This window comes from Halobellus sp. H-GB7 (assembly GCF_030848585.1).
Lineage (GTDB): Archaea > Halobacteriota > Halobacteria > Halobacteriales > Haloferacaceae > Haloquadratum > Haloquadratum inordinatus.
Genome location: NZ_JAVDDW010000005.1, coordinates 110,309 through 124,733 on the forward strand (window position 1 = coordinate 110,309; position 14,425 = coordinate 124,733).

The 14,425-nt window shown below is 66.1% G+C and carries 15 protein-coding genes and 1 tRNA gene; 13 read left to right on the plus strand and 3 right to left on the minus strand.

Annotation, left to right across the window (positions count from 1 at the left end; genetic code table 11):
* The first annotated feature begins 19 nt into the window (after positions 1-19).
* Genes leuC through RBH22_RS10910 form a run of 7 tightly spaced genes read left to right on the plus strand, consistent with a single transcriptional unit; the run spans position 20 to position 5,996 of the window.
* Positions 20-1,441: a 3-isopropylmalate dehydratase large subunit gene (gene leuC / locus RBH22_RS10880; RefSeq protein ID WP_256288941.1), complete on the plus strand. Its 1,422-nt coding sequence runs from the start codon at positions 20-22 to the stop codon at positions 1,439-1,441.
* On the plus strand, positions 1,438-2,046 hold the full coding sequence (leuD, locus tag RBH22_RS10885) for a 3-isopropylmalate dehydratase small subunit (RefSeq protein WP_121569460.1): 609 nt from the start codon (positions 1,438-1,440) through the stop codon (positions 2,044-2,046). Before leuC ends, leuD begins: the two co-directional genes overlap by 4 nt.
* On the plus strand, positions 2,039-3,019 hold the full coding sequence (gene leuB / locus RBH22_RS10890; protein ID WP_306677480.1) for a 3-isopropylmalate dehydrogenase: 981 nt from the start codon (positions 2,039-2,041) through the stop codon (positions 3,017-3,019). The genes leuD and leuB overlap by 8 nt, the downstream gene beginning before the upstream one ends.
* A gap of 59 nt (positions 3,020-3,078) precedes the next feature.
* Positions 3,079-3,543, plus strand: coding sequence for a fructose PTS transporter subunit IIA (locus RBH22_RS10895; RefSeq protein WP_256288943.1), 465 nt, complete (start codon positions 3,079-3,081; stop codon positions 3,541-3,543).
* The gene (locus RBH22_RS10900) at positions 3,543-3,812 is read left to right on the plus strand and encodes an HPr family phosphocarrier protein (RefSeq protein ID WP_256288944.1); all 270 of its coding nucleotides are present in this window, start codon (positions 3,543-3,545) and stop codon (positions 3,810-3,812) included. Before RBH22_RS10895 ends, RBH22_RS10900 begins: the two co-directional genes overlap by 1 nt.
* Before the next feature lie 4 nt (positions 3,813-3,816).
* Positions 3,817-5,517 carry a phosphoenolpyruvate--protein phosphotransferase gene (gene ptsP / locus RBH22_RS10905; RefSeq protein ID WP_306677481.1) on the plus strand — a complete coding sequence of 567 codons (1,701 nt, stop codon included), beginning with the start codon at positions 3,817-3,819 and terminating at the stop codon, positions 5,515-5,517.
* Positions 5,514-5,996 carry a PTS fructose transporter subunit IIB gene (locus RBH22_RS10910; RefSeq protein WP_306677482.1) on the plus strand — a complete coding sequence of 161 codons (483 nt, stop codon included), beginning with the start codon at positions 5,514-5,516 and terminating at the stop codon, positions 5,994-5,996. The genes ptsP and RBH22_RS10910 overlap by 4 nt, the downstream gene beginning before the upstream one ends.
* A 95-nt stretch (positions 5,997-6,091) precedes the next feature.
* On the opposite strand, the gene RBH22_RS10915 is transcribed toward RBH22_RS10910, so the two are convergent.
* On the minus strand, positions 6,092-6,577 hold the full coding sequence (locus RBH22_RS10915; protein WP_306677483.1) for a hypothetical protein: 486 nt from the start codon (positions 6,575-6,577) through the stop codon (positions 6,092-6,094).
* Positions 6,578-6,657: 80 nt separating this feature from the next.
* On the opposite strand from RBH22_RS10915, the gene RBH22_RS10920 reads away from it, so the two are divergent.
* The 6 genes from RBH22_RS10920 to RBH22_RS10945 all read left to right on the plus strand — a co-directional run bounded on the left by RBH22_RS10920 (position 6,658) and on the right by RBH22_RS10945 (position 13,714).
* The gene (locus RBH22_RS10920; RefSeq protein ID WP_306677484.1) at positions 6,658-9,387 is read left to right on the plus strand and encodes an ABC transporter ATP-binding protein; all 2,730 of its coding nucleotides are present in this window, start codon (positions 6,658-6,660) and stop codon (positions 9,385-9,387) included.
* Positions 9,388-9,438: 51 nt separating this feature from the next.
* Complete coding sequence (locus RBH22_RS10925) at positions 9,439-11,163, plus strand: ABC transporter substrate-binding protein (RefSeq protein WP_306677485.1); 1,725 nt, start codon at positions 9,439-9,441, stop codon at positions 11,161-11,163.
* Between the two features lie 42 nt (positions 11,164-11,205).
* Complete coding sequence (locus tag RBH22_RS10930) at positions 11,206-12,219, plus strand: ABC transporter permease (RefSeq protein WP_121569469.1); 1,014 nt, start codon at positions 11,206-11,208, stop codon at positions 12,217-12,219.
* Positions 12,216-13,133 (plus strand): ABC transporter permease, encoded by a 918-nt coding sequence (locus RBH22_RS10935; protein ID WP_306677486.1) that lies wholly within the window; start codon positions 12,216-12,218, stop codon positions 13,131-13,133. The genes RBH22_RS10930 and RBH22_RS10935 overlap by 4 nt, the downstream gene beginning before the upstream one ends.
* Complete coding sequence (locus RBH22_RS10940; RefSeq protein ID WP_256545569.1) at positions 13,126-13,473, plus strand: hypothetical protein; 348 nt, start codon at positions 13,126-13,128, stop codon at positions 13,471-13,473. Before RBH22_RS10935 ends, RBH22_RS10940 begins: the two co-directional genes overlap by 8 nt.
* A gap of 91 nt (positions 13,474-13,564) precedes the next feature.
* Complete coding sequence (locus tag RBH22_RS10945; RefSeq protein WP_256288953.1) at positions 13,565-13,714, plus strand: hypothetical protein; 150 nt, start codon at positions 13,565-13,567, stop codon at positions 13,712-13,714.
* Between the two features lie 122 nt (positions 13,715-13,836).
* Here the strand turns inward: RBH22_RS10945 and RBH22_RS10950 are convergent, their stop codons facing one another.
* Together RBH22_RS10950 and RBH22_RS10955 are read right to left on the minus strand one after the other, a co-directional pair.
* Positions 13,837-14,076 carry a helix-turn-helix domain-containing protein gene (locus RBH22_RS10950; protein ID WP_121569472.1) on the minus strand — a complete coding sequence of 80 codons (240 nt, stop codon included), beginning with the start codon at positions 14,074-14,076 and terminating at the stop codon, positions 13,837-13,839.
* 216 nt (positions 14,077-14,292) lie between these two features.
* A tRNA-Met gene (locus RBH22_RS10955) sits at positions 14,293-14,386 on the minus strand.
* Between the last annotated feature and the right edge of the window lie 39 nt (positions 14,387-14,425).

Here is a 14,425-nt window from a genome sequence, read left to right on the forward strand (position 1 = left end):
GAAATCCGCGGTGATGTAGATGAGTGAGGGAACGCTGTACGACAAAGTCTGGGAGGAACACACGGTCGCGGAACTGCCGACCGGACAGACGCAACTGTTCGTCGGCCTCCACCTCATCCACGAGGTGACGAGTCCGCAGGCGTTCGGGATGCTGCAGGAGCGCGATCTGGAAGTCGCCTATCCCGAACTGACGCACGCGACGGTCGATCACATCGTGCCGACGTCGGATCAGTCGCGGCCGTACCGCGACGACGCCGCCGAGGAGATGATGTCCGAACTCGAACAGAACGTCCGCGAGTCGGGCATCCAGTTCTCGGACCCGAACTCGGGCGATCAGGGGATCGTCCACGTCATCGGGCCCGAGCAGGGACTCACCCAGCCCGGCAAGACGATCGTCTGCGGCGACTCTCACACCTCGACGCACGGCGCGTTCGGCGCGTTGGCGTTCGGGATCGGGACGAGCCAGATCCGCGACGTACTCGCGACCCAGACCGTCGCGATGGAGAAGAAAGACGTCCGGAAGATCGAGGTCACGGGCGAACTCGGCCCGGGCGTCGAGGCGAAAGACGTCATCCTCGAAGTGATCCGTCGTCTCGGTACCGAGGGCGGCGTCGGCTACGTCTACGAGTACGCCGGCGAAGCCATCGAGAACCTCGATATGGAAGGTCGGATGAGCATCTGTAATATGTCCATCGAGGGCGGCGCCCGCGCGGGCTACGTCAACCCCGACGAGACCACCTACGAGTGGCTCGAAAACACCGACTACTTCCAGGAGAACCCCGAGAAGTTCGACGAACTCAAGCCCTACTGGGAGTCGATCCGCTCCGACGACGACGCCGAATACGACGACGTCGTCACGATCGACGGCTCCGAACTGGAACCCGTCGTCACGTGGGGTACCACGCCCGGGCAGGGCGTCGGCATCTCCGAGCCGATCCCCGAGCCCGAGTCGCTGCCGGAGGACAAACAGGACACCGCGCGACGCGCACAGGAGCATATGCGTGTCACCCCCGGCGAGACGATGGAGGGCTATCAGATCGACGTCGCCTTCCTCGGCTCGTGTACGAACGCGCGCCTGCCCGACCTCCGTCGGGCCGCGAACGTCGTCGAAGGCCGACAGGTCCACGAGGACGTCCGCGCGATGGTCGTCCCCGGGAGCCAGCGCGTGAAGGCTGCCGCCGAAGCCGAAGGCCTCGACGAGATTTTCGAGGACGCCGGCTTCGAGTGGCGGAACGCGGGCTGTTCGATGTGCCTCGGGATGAACGAGGACCAACTGGAGGGCGACGAGGCGTCCGCCTCCTCCTCGAACCGGAACTTCATCGGACGGCAGGGCTCGAAAGACGGCCGTACCGTCCTGATGAACCCGCGAATGGTCGCCGCGGCGGCGATCAAAGGCGAGGTAACTGACGTGCGCAAACTGAAGGAGGTGACGCTGGCATGACCGACGAGATCCCAGAAATCGACTCCGTGACGGGGACGGGCGTCCCCATCCGCGGGAACGACATCGACACCGACCAGATAATCCCGGCTCGCTTTATGAAGGTCGTCACGTTCGACGGCCTCGGCGAGTTCGCGTTCTTCGACCTCCGGTTCGACGAGGACGACAACCCGAAGGACCACCCCTTCAACGAACCGCAGTTCCAGGACGCCTCGGTGCTCGCCGTCAACGCCAACTTCGGCTGTGGCTCCTCCCGAGAGCACGCGCCGCAGGCGCTGATGCGCTGGGGGATCGACGCCATCGTCGGCGAGTCATTCGCCGAGATCTTCGCCGGCAACTGCCTCGCGTTGGGTATCCCGACGGTCACGGCCGATCACGAGGAGATCGTCGCCCTGCAAGAGTGGATCGACGAGAACCCCGACGGCGAGATCGACGTCGACGTCGAAGCCGAGACCGTCACCTACGGAGACACGACGATCGAAGCGACGGTCGACGACGCCCAGCGACGGGCGCTCACCGAGGGCGTCTGGGACACGACGGCGCTGATGAAGTCCAACGCCGACGCAGTCGCCGAGAAAGCCGCCGAACTCCCCTACGTCGATGTCTGAGGAGATCGTCGTCATCGAAGGCGACGGCATCGGCGGAGAGGTCGTTCCCGCGGCCGTCTCCGTGCTCGAAGCCGTCGGCGAATTCGACTTCGTCGAGGCTGAAGCCGGCGACGCCGTCAAGGAAACGACCGGCGAGGCGCTCCCCCAGGAGACCTACGACACCGTCGCCGAGGCCGACGCGACGCTGTTCGGCGCGGCCGGCGAGACGGCCGCCGACGTCATCCTCCCGCTTCGGGAGGCCGTCGGATCGTTCGTCAACATCCGCCCGGCGCGAGCGTACCCCGGCGTCGACGCGGTGCGCCCGGAGACCGATCTGGTCTTCCTGCGTGAGAACACCGAAGGGGTCTACGCGGGCCACGAGGACGAACTCTCGGAGGACCTCTCGACGCTGACGCGCGTCGTCACGACCTCCGCGTCCGAGCGACTGGCCGAGTTCGCCTGCGAGTACGTCGACGAACGCGAGGAGGACGGTTTCCAGGTCGTCCACAAGGCGAACGTGATGCGCGAGACCGACGGCCGGTTCCGCGACGCCGTCGTCGACGTCGCCGAGTCCGAGGGCGTCGAGACCGAAGAAGTGCTGATGGACGCGTTCGCGACGCGCGTCTGTCTGGACCCGACGCAGTTCGACGTGGTCGTCTGTCCGAACCTCGCGGGCGACGTCCTCTCGGACCTCGCGGCCGGCCTCGTCGGCGGCCTCGGGCTACTACCGTCGGCGAACGTCGGCCCCGACAACGCGCTGTTCGAACCGGTCCACGGGACCGCCCCGGACATCGCGGGCGAGGGCGTCGCCAACCCGTCGGCGGCGGTCCTCTCGGCGGCGATGATGCTCGAACACCTCGGCTACGACGACGAGGCCGCGAACGTCCGGAACGCGGTCGAATCCGTGCTCGAAGACGGTCCGCGGACGGCCGACCTCGGCGGCGACGCCGGGACCGAAGACGTCACGAACGCGATCATCGATCGACTCGAATAACGGCGCTGTCGCGCCGTTTCGTTTTCTCGTCAGTTTCGCGAACACCCATCTGCTCAGGTATGCTCGAAGACGACATCGACCGGCTGTTTCCGCGAGCGCACATCGCGCTCTCGGACCCGCCGGCGAGTAAACGGGCCGCGATCGAGTTCCTTCTGGATCTCCTCGCGGCCAACGACCGCGTCTCCGACCGAGGGGCCGCGTTCGACGCGTTGTGTGAGCGCGAGAATGTGGCCCCAACCGGCGTCGGAATGGGAATCGGGATCCCACACGCCAAGACGGCAGCCGTTGCGGAGCCGTCAGTCGCGTTCGCTCGCTCCCGCGCGGGCCTCGACTTCGACGCGGTGGACGACGAGCCCGTGCGCTTGCTGTTTCTGATCCTCGTGCCCGAGGTGGGAGCCGAGGAACACTTACACATCTTGAGTTCCCTTTCGCGAGCACTGATGCACGAAGACGTTCGAGAGACGCTGTTCGGGGCCGACGACGCAGAGACCGTCCAGAACGCCGTTCGGGAGGCGATGGACTGATGCCCGAGCGCGTCGTCACCGTCGTGCCCGAAGACGGCCTCCACGCGCGGCCCGCCTCGAACTTCGTCGAGGCGGCGAGCGAGTACGATATCGAGATCCAGGTGGGTCACGTCGACGGCGACTTGGTGAACGCGGCGAGTATGCTCGCAATCACGGGACTCGGCGTCACCGCGGGCGAGGACGTGCGACTGGTCGCGGAGGGCCAAGAGGCCGAGGCTGCGCTCGACGAACTCGAACGCATCCTCTCGACGCCGGAAGGCGAAGGCTGAGTCGATGACCGAGCGTCGACTCTCCGGCGTCGGCGCCACCCCGCTGTCGGGCGTCGGCACCGCCGTCTGGTACGCGCCCGACGCCGAACTCGGGTCTCCGCCGGACCCGGAGACGATCGACGCTGACGTCGAGCGCGAGCGGTTCGAGACGGCGCGCGACGCGGCTCGCGAGGAGATCCGCGCCGAACGCGAGCGCACCGCAGCGCGCCTGGGCGAGGCGGAAGCCGAAGTGTTCGACGCCCACGTTCAGTTCCTCGACGATCCGCAGATCACCGAGGGCGTCGAAGCCGCGATCGACGACGGACTCCCGGCCGAGCACGCGGTCGATCGTACCTTCGAGCAGTTCATCGAGCAGTTCGAGGGGATGGAGGGGCGAATGGCCGAGCGCGCAGACGACCTCCGCGACGTCCGGGATCGGCTCGTGCGCGCGCTCGGCGGCGACGAACGCGCCGACCTCGGGTCGCTGCCGGAGGGCAGCGTCGTACTCGCAGAGCGCTTGACGCCGAGCGACACCGCACAGCTCGATCCCGAGCGCGTCGCCGGCTTCGCCACCGTCACCGGCGGGCGGACGTCCCACGCCGCGATATTCGCGCGCTCGCTCGCCCTGCCGGCGATCGTCGGCGTCGGCACAGCGCTACGGAACGTCGCGGACGGGACCGACGTCGTCGTCGACGGCCGCGACGGAACCCTTCTGGTCGACCCCGACGAGGAGACCCGCGGGGAGACCGCGGGCGAGGAAGCCGTCGAGGTCCGCGACGGTACTGTCGAGACGGCGGACGGAGCGCCCATCGAGGTCGCCGCGAACGTCGGCACGGAAGCGGACCTGGCCTCGGCGGTCGAGCGCGGCGCCGACGGGATCGGGCTGTTCCGAACGGAGTTCCTCTTTCTCGACCGGGAGTCGCCGCCGGGCGAAGACGAGCAGTACGAGACCTACCGTGAGGCGCTGGAGACGTTCCCCGACGGACGCGTCGTCGTGCGGACGCTCGACATCGGCGGCGACAAGCCCGTCGCGTACCTGGATCTGCCCGACGAGGAGAACCCGTTCCTCGGCGAGCGCGGTATCCGACGGTCGCTCGGTCCCGACGCAGATCTCTTCGAGACGCAACTGCGCGCACTCCTGCGTGCGGCGGGCGAGGAGGCGGGCGGAGAGCTTTCGGTGATGCTCCCGCTCGTCGCCACCGTCGACGAAGTCCGCCAGGCGCGCGAGACGGTGGAGTCAGTCGCGGCCGACCTCGAATCCGAGGGCGTCTCCGGCGCGCTCCCGGAGTTCGGCGTGATGATCGAGACGCCCGCGACGGCGTTTCTCGCCGACGCACTCGTCGAGCACGTGGACTTCTTCAGCATCGGCACGAACGACCTCGTGCAGTACGTGATGGCCGCAGAGCGCGGCAACGACCGCGTGGCAGCGCTGGGCGATTACCGCCAGCCCGCGGTGCTCCGTGCGATCCACACGACAGTCGCGGCGGCCCAGGGGACCGACGTCTGGGTCGGGATGTGCGGCGAGATGGCCGGCGACCCCGACGTGACGGAACTGCTCGTCGGCCTCGGGCTCGACGAACTGAGTATGAGCGCGGTCGCAGTGCCACAAGTCAAGCGAGCCGTGAGCGAGACGACCGTCGCAGACGCGCGCGAACTCGCAGCGCGCGCGCTCGCGGCCAGCACGAAACGTGAAGTCGACTGTCTGCTAACGGGGACCACACGATGAACGTCGTCGCAGTCACGTCCTGTCCGACCGGGATCGCTCACTGCCAGATGGCGGCCGAGAACCTCGAACGGACGGGCGAGCGGCTCGGCCACGAGATCAAAGTCGAAGTCCAGGGCGCGGTTGGCACACAGAACGAGCTCACAGCCGCCGAGATCGACGACGCGGACGCGGTCATCATCGCCGCCGACACGGCAGTCAGTCGCGACCGCTTCGAGGGCAAACCGCTCGTGGGGGCATCGGTGAAAGACGGCGTCGACGATCCCGAGGGCCTCTTCGAGCACGCGGTCGACCTCGTGGAGGCGGGCGGGACCAGAACCATCGAAGTCGGTGGTGGCAGCGGGGGCGAGTCGGATGCGGGTGCCGGCGCGAACGGAGCGACGGCAGGTACAGCGAGCGACGCCACCGAGGACGATTCGGGTCGCCGCAGTGACGACCGCGGGCAAGGTCTCTTGGCACGGATCAAGAAGCTGTTCTCCTGATCCGGTCGCTGTGCGCCGGTACGGATGCCGCTGCTCCGAGGTCACGAACCACCTGTGACAACGTCTCGTTTACGCCCCGTTTGTTCGCTATTCGATCAGCCGACGGGTTCCGGGAGGAACGGCTCGGGGTCGTCGTGGACGAACGTCACGGTGTCGTCGTTCAGCCGACGGCAGAAGAGCCGTATCGTCCCCGTCTCCCGGATCGACTCGACGGTGTCGGTGGCCCCGCTCGGATCGTAGTAGGCGGGGACGAAGACGGCAGTCTCGGTTTCGGGGTCTCGCTCGGCGACGAGCAGATACATCAGTCCGTCGCCCGCAGCGCGGAACACCTCGACGTCACGGAACGACTGGCGTTCGACGAGGCGTTCGAGTTCCTCGAACTCGGGGCCAGAGAGGAGAACGTCGATGCCCGTCCGGCGTTCGGAGTCGACAAGGACCGAGTCACCGGGGTGGAGTTCGAGCGTCGTCCACCCGCGGTCCCGGTATTCGGCCGCGGTCGCCTCCATATCCTCGATCACTGCCGGCCAGCCTTCCTGTGCGTGTACGTTCGGAGGGGCGTCGTCTGCGGGCGGTTCGGTCATACGGGCACGCGTTCCGGTAGCGCCATAAATGGTTCCCCGCTCCCCAAGATATTTCTCCTGGAAGTGCACTATGGGAGAAAGTGACAAACCTCCTCTCGCTCTCGAACCTCCGGACCCAGTTCAGAACAGAACGGGGTGCGGTCAAGGCCGTCGACGGGATCGACCTCACGGTCGAGGCCGGCGAGACCGTCGGCCTCGTCGGCGAGTCAGGGTCCGGCAAGAGCGTCACCGCCCTGTCCGCGATGGACCTCGTCGACGACCCGGGCGAGATCGTCGGCGGTCGCATCACCCTCCGCGATACGGCCCTGGCCACCAGGCTCCTCGACGAGTTCGGCAACGCGCTCGTCCCGTACCCCTCCGAACTGATTGATGCGGTCGCGGCCATCAGTAGCGACCTCCGCGCCGGCACGCACGTCCGCGACACGTCGGCAGAACTCCGGGCGATAGCCGACGACCTCGCCGGCGTAGCGGACCCGGCGGACCTCGCGTCCGACCTCCGAACGGCCGCCGATCGGCTCGATGACCGGACCGCTGCCGAAGCCGTCGGTGACGAACTCGCCGCGGCGCTCGACGACGCCGCCGACGGGTTCGTCTACGTCGACGACGACGCCCGGGCCCGAATCCGCGACGGCGCGAACCCGAACGACGTCGAAATCTCAGATGGCGTCGTCGACGTGACGGCCGCCCCCGAGGCGGCCGTCCGGCGCATCCGCGGCGGCGAGATGGGGATGATCTTCCAGGACCCGATGACCTCGCTGAACCCGGCGATTCCCGTCGGCGAGCAGATCGCCGAGTCGCTACGACTCCATCGGTACGGCGGCCAAAAGCGAGACTCCTGGCTCAACGGCATCCGCGAGATCCTCCCGAAGGTCGGGGGGCGTGACGGCGACAACGAGGTGATGGAGGAGGTCCTCAGAATGCTCCAGGCGGTCGGAATCCCGGAGGCGAAACAGCGACTGAACGACTATCCACACGAGTTCTCCGGCGGGATGCGCCAGCGGGTGCTCGTCGCTATCGCGCTCGCCTGCCGGCCGAACCTCCTCATCGCCGACGAACCCACGACCGCTCTCGACGTGACTATCCAGGCGCAGATCCTCGATCTCATCGACGACCTCCAGACGGACTTCGGGATGTCCGTCCTGATGATCACCCACGACCTCGGCGTCGTGGCCGAGACCTGTGATCGCGTCGCCGTGATGTACGCCGGCGAGATCGTCGAGGAGGGCCCCGTCGAGGAAATCTTCCACAATCCGAGCCATCCCTACACCTACACCCTGCTGGAGTCCGTCCCGACCGAGGAAAAAGAGCGGCTGACCCCGATCGAGGGGAACGTCCCCGACCTGATCGATATGCCCGAGGGCTGTCACTTCGCGCCTCGCTGCCCGTGGGCCGAAGACCAGTGTCTCGAAGGCGAAATACCCTATCTCCAGCACGGGCCGGCCGACGTCGATCACCGATCGAAGTGCGTCCACGAGGCGTTCGACAAGGCGGCGTACGGAACGGAGGGCGTCGAGGCCGGGACCGAGCCCGACATCGGCGAGACGCTCGTCGAGGTGACGGGTATGCGCAAGTACTACGAACAGGAGGACAGTCCCCTCGATCGCGTGTTGGGGAGCGGCGGCCCGAGCGTCAAGGCGGTCGACGGCGTCGACCTGAACGTCCGCGAGCGGGAGACCCTCGGACTCGTCGGCGAATCCGGCTGCGGAAAGTCCACCGCGGGGCGGGCGATCCTCTACCTGGACCCGCCGACCGACGGCACCGTCGTGTTCGCGGGCGACGACCTCGGGACGCTCTCGAAGTCCGAACTCCGGAAGCGCCGGAAGGATATGCAGATGGTGTTCCAGGATCCGATGTCGAGTCTGGATCCGCGGATGACGGCGGGCCAGACGATTATGGAACCGCTGAAGATCCACGGCCTCGCCGAGGGTCGCCGCCGCGAGCGGGTGTTCGAGTTGATGGAGGCAGTCGGACTCGAACGCGGACAGTACGGACGGTACCCGCACGAACTCTCCGGCGGCCAGCGCCAGCGGGTCGGGATCGCGCGGGCGCTCGCTGTCGATCCCGACTTCATCGTCGCCGACGAGCCGGTGTCGGCCCTGGACGTCTCGGTCCAGGCGCAGATCATCAACCTCCTCGAAGATCTCCAAGAGGAGTTCGGGCTCACGTACCTGTTCATCGCCCACGACCTGAGCGTCGTCAGGCACATCTCCGACCGAGTGGCCGTGATGTACCTCGGCGAGATCGTCGAGGTGGCCGAGACGGACGACCTATTCGAGACGCCGAAGCACCCCTACACGAGGGCGCTGTTGTCGGCGATTCCGGAACCGGATCCGCTCGCAGACACCGGCGATCGCACGATCCTCAAGGGGGACGTCCCCTCGCCGATCAACCCGCCCTCGAACTGCCGGTTCCGGACCCGTTGTCCGTCGATCATCCCACCGGACGACTTAGACATCGAGCAGGAGCGGTATCGCGAAGTGATGTTCTACCGGCAGCGGCTCGAAGCCGGCGACGTCGACCTCGACGCCATCGAGTCGGAGGTCCGCATCGAAGCCGAGACGACACCCACCGCCGTCGCAGACGGTGGTGAACACGCGGCCCTATTCGAGTACTTCTTCGACGGTCCGCTCTCGGGAGAGGCCGAAGCGGCGGTCGCGGAGTCCTTCGAGCACCTCGAGAACGACCGCTGGGAGCAGGCCGAAGCGACGCTCCGGGACACCTTCGAGAGTATTTGTGAACGAAAACACCCGAAACTCGGGGAGAGCGACCACCCGGCTGCCTGTCACTTGCACGACGAAGAACCGGAGTAATTTTCTGTTTTTCCGCCAGTATTATTAATCTAGCAACATATTCCCTGAGGTATGGCCTCAAACACCAAGGACCCCTCGAGACGGGATTTCCTGAAGCGGGCCGGCGGCGCGACGGTCGCAACGGCGTCGATCACCACGCTCGCCGGGTGCGGCGGCGGGAACGACGACACCGAGACCGAAACGGACGCCGGTGGCGACACCGGCGACGGCGACACCGAAACAGAGGGTGACACCGGCGATGGCGAGGGTGAGGAAACGACCAGGCTCCGGTATGGCCGCGGTGCCCACTCGAGTACCCTGGACCCGCAGAACACCACGAGCGGCGAGGTCGCGAAGGTGACGAATCAGGCCTACGATGGGCTGATCAGTTTCCAGGTCGGCGAGGCGTCTCTCACCGAGGGGCTCGCAACCGACTGGTCGATGGACGGCGAATCGGTGACGCTCACGCTGCGTGAGGGAGTGACGTTCCACGACGGATCGGACTTCACCGCCGACGACTTCATCGCCACGTACCGCCGGTTCGTCGACGAGGACTACGAGTACTACTTCGAGGACGCCTCGGTGTACGGTCCGTTCACGCTGGGGAACTGGATCGAGAGCGTCGAAGCAGCGGGCGACTACGAGCTCTCGATCACCCTGACCCAGACGTACGCGCCGTTCCTCCGCAACCTCGCGATGTTCGCGGCCGTCGTCATCTCCCAGGAGGCGATCGAAGGCGACACCAACCTCGGCGAGGAGATGGTCGGCACCGGACCGTTCCAGTTGGAGACGCTCGACGACGCCAACAACCGCATCCGCCTCACTGCCTTCGACGACTACTGGGGCGACGGTCCGAACGTCGACGAGGTTCTGTTCCTGACCCGCGGACAGAACTCCACGCGGGCGCAGGCGCTCGTCGAACAGGAACTCGACATCATCGACGGTCTCGACCCCGACAGTATGCAGATCGTCGAAGGGTCCGACACCGCCGAGAACCGGACGGCGACCGGAATCAACATCGGGTATATGGCGTTCAACCTCTCGCGGGTCGAGGCGTTCCGCGACCGGCGCGTCCGCCGGGCGATCAGTTACGCGATCGACACGCAGGCGATCGTCGAGAACATCTACTCGGGAATCGCCACGCAGGCCGACCAGCCGATCCCACCCGCACTGTTCGGCCACAACGACGACATCAGCCCCTACGAACACGACCCCGAACAGGCCCAGAGCCTCCTCGACGAGGCCGGCTACGGCGACGGGTTCTCCTTTACGCTGACGACCTTCCAGAACCCCCGTGGCTACAACCCCGCACCGCTCCCGACCGCACAGACGATCAGAACGAACCTCGCGGAGATCGGTATCGAGATGTCGATCGACGACCGACAGTTCTCGGATTACCTCACCTACACCAGTCAGGGGCGCCACGATGCGACGCTCGCGGGGTGGTACACCGACAACGCCGACCCGGACAACTTCTGTTACGTCCTCTTGCACCCGCAAGTCGAGGTGCCCGACGGACAGGACTGGGTCTCTTGGGACACCGAGGGCTACAACACCTCGAACAACGCCGCGTGGGCGAACACCGAGTATATGGACCTCGTCGAGCAGGCCCAGCGGACCACGAATCAGGACGAGCGGGCACAGTTGTACCGCGAGGCCGCACAACTCGCACACGACGAAGCCCCCTGGGTGTTCATCGACTACGCCGACGAAGTCCGCGGCGTCGCTAACACCGTGAGCAACTACACCGTCGCTGCGATCGGCGGCCCATTCCTCGAAGTTGTCGAGGTCGAGTAACGAGTACCGTCTCATTCAGTATCTCACTCACCGCGCCCCAGAATGGTCTCGAATCGATTCGTCCTGAAACGGCTGCTCCTCTTGTTCCCCGTGCTGTTCGGGGTCGCGACCGTCGTCTTCGCCATCCTTCATCTCTCGCCCGGCGATCCGGCCGTGGTCATCGCCGGCGACAGAGCGAGCCAGGAGTTCGTCGAGCAGATCCGCTCGGATCTCGGACTCGACGACCCGCTGTGGCAGCAGTACGTCCGGTTCCTCGGCGACGTCGCGACGTTCGACTTCGGTCAGTCCTACCAGGTGAACCGCGGCACGCCGGTGAGCCAGATCCTCGTCGACCGGCTTCCGATCACAATCGAACTCGCGCTGCTCGGGCAGTTTGCGGGGCTCCTGTTCGGACTTCCGCTGGGCATCCTCAGCGCCGTCAAGCAGGACACCTGGACCGACCACCTCACCCGTGTCGGCGCGCTCAGCGGGATCAGCGTACCGATCTACTGGAGCGGCCCGCTTTTGATCCTGCTCTTCGCGCAGTTCCTCGGGATCTTGCCGACCAGCGGCCGGATCGGCTCGGAGTACTTCATCGAACCGGCCACGGGGTTGATCCTCGTCGACACGCTGTTAGCCGGGAACGTCCCGGCGTTCCAGTCTGCGGTCGTTCACCTGCTCCTGCCGGTGGTTGTGCTGGGGATCTACCAGATGGCCCTGCTCTCGCGGATGATGCGCTCGTCGATGGTCGAGGTGATCCGCCAAGACTACATACGGACTGCCCGGGCGAAGGGCCAAGGGTCGAAGATCACCGTGATGAAACACGGCCTCCGTAACGCGTTCATCCCCGTCATCACCGTCATCGGCATCCAGTTCGGCTCGCTCCTCGGCGGCGCCGTCCTCACCGAGACCGTCTTCGAGATCAACGGCATCGGCACGCTACTGGTGGACGCGATCAGCCGCAGCGACTACCCCGTCGTGCAGGGCACTGTCTTAGTCTTCGCCGTGCTGTACACGCTGGTCAACCTGGCGGTCGACATCACGTACTCGGTCCTCGATCCCCGCATCGAACAATGAGCACAGAAACACAGACCGGAACCGTCGATCGGAGCATCGTCGAGCGCCTGCGCGCGAGTCCGTTCCTCTCGCAACTCTTCTCGAACCGGCTCGCAGTCACCGGGCTCGTCATCATCGCCGTCGTCGTCGTGGTCGCGATCTACGCGCGGTTCACCTACGACCTCAGCAATCTGATGGCGACGCAGTTCGGCACCAACCCCTCGGAGGCCGCTCCCAGTATCGAGTACCCGTTCGGCACGGACGGACAGGCTCGTGACATCTTCCCGCGGGTGCTGTACGGCGCGTGGTACGCCGTCCTCTACGGAACCGTCACCGTCGCGGCCTCGACGTTCCTCGGGGTCGGCCTGGGCATCGTCGCGGCGTACTACGGCGACCTCACGGACAACGTCATTATGCGGACAATGGACGTCCTACTGTCGTTCCCGTCGCTCCTGCTGGCGCTCGCGCTCGTCACGATCTTCCCCGAGGAGCTGGGCCTGTGGCGTGCAGTCGGCGCGCTGACGCTCGTCTACACCCCCCGGTTCGCCCGTGTCGTTCGTGGCGCGGCGCTGAAAGTACTCGAAGACGAGTACACCGACGCGACGAAGGCGCTCGGCGCGACCGACCCGCGACTGCTCGTCCGGCACATTCTGCCGAACTGCCTCGCGCCGATCACCGTCCAGTCGACGCTCAACTACGGCCTCGCCATCATCGACATCGCCGCGCTCTCGTTCCTCGGCTTCGGCGCCAGTCCCGGCGAGCCGACCTGGGGGATGATGCTCTCGAACGGCGTCGAATTCGGGCTGTTCTCCGGGGCGTGGTGGTGGTCGTTCTTCCCCGGCCTGCTGCTCGCGCTGACCGTGCTCGGGTTCAACCTCCTCGGCGACGGGATGCGCGACGCGCTCGACCCGCGGATGCGGGAGACCGTTGACTGAGATCGACGTCCGACCGTTCGGTCGCGCGGTCACGCGGTGGGTCGGCGTCGGCGCGTTCGTCGGCGCTGTCGTCGCGGCCGCGCTTCTCTCGGTTGTCGGAGCCAAAGCCGCGACTGACGCTTCCTTCGCACTCGGTACGCTGGTGCTCGGATTCGGGGTCGCGACGTGGGCCGGAACGGTCGGCTTCGGCGAGTCGATGGCGGCGGTGCAGGATCACCTCGGCGGTGAGTCGGGGTGGAACCAGGGCGGGGCCCGGCAGGCGTTCGCCGTGCTGACCTGGATCGGCGTCGGCTGGTCGGCCGCCGCTGTCGTGGCCTCGATCCTACTCGTCGGCCTGTGAGCTGGCCGGTGATCGTCGCTGACGAGTGAGACGTTGGACACGACCGGACAGTGACCGGGCGCTTAAGTTTCCCCACGGCGTGGTCCCGGGTATGCCACAGGTGCACCTCGACGAGGAGACGGTTGCGCGACTGGACTCGCTCCGTCAGGAAGACGAAGACTACGACGAAATCGTCACCGAACTCATCAACATCTACGAAGCCGAGGAACTGACGCTGTTCCGTACCGGCGACGAAATCTGATCTCCGCCTCAGTCGGCTGTCGTCCCGGCCTCGACCCCACTCTCCGGGTTCTTCTTCGCGTTACTGCTGGCGGCAGCGCTCGTGACCGATCGGCGAGCAGCGACTACGGCAAGTTCGCGGATCTAACAGAGGCGGTAGCGCTCGGCGTCCTGGTCGATCAGGCCGCGTTCACACAGCGTCGAAAGAATACTGTACAGCGAAATCTTCTTCATCTCCAGACTGGATTCGAGTTCGGAAATCGTCGCTTCCCCATACGTCGACAGGAATAGATAGACGAGTTTCGCGCGCGGCGATTCGAGTTCGGACGGAATCGTCGGCGCTTCGAGCCCTGCTGTCGGTCGTGTGTGCATCGTGCCCTGCATCGTTGTTGTCTACTCCTTGGATTCGACGATAATAAAACCCATCCACGACGATTGTCGAACAGCCCCGATTCGAGAAATAGCGATAGAGCGCCTCTCAGGCCCGCTTTGCGAAATGTGGACGAATGTTCATTTCTTTTTCGCCGGCGATCGTCGCCGTTTTTTTCGACTGGTGACGATATCGGCGCGGCCGAGCGGCCGGGGCGCGTCTCGGTACAGTGGAAGGGGCGGGAGTCGAACCACGCGAAGCCGTAAGCCGGCGCGACCGTATGACGGTCACTGCCGGATTGCTCTACCACTGAGCCACCCTTCCGATCGAAACCTACGCGACGCTGTCGTATATGGATGACGG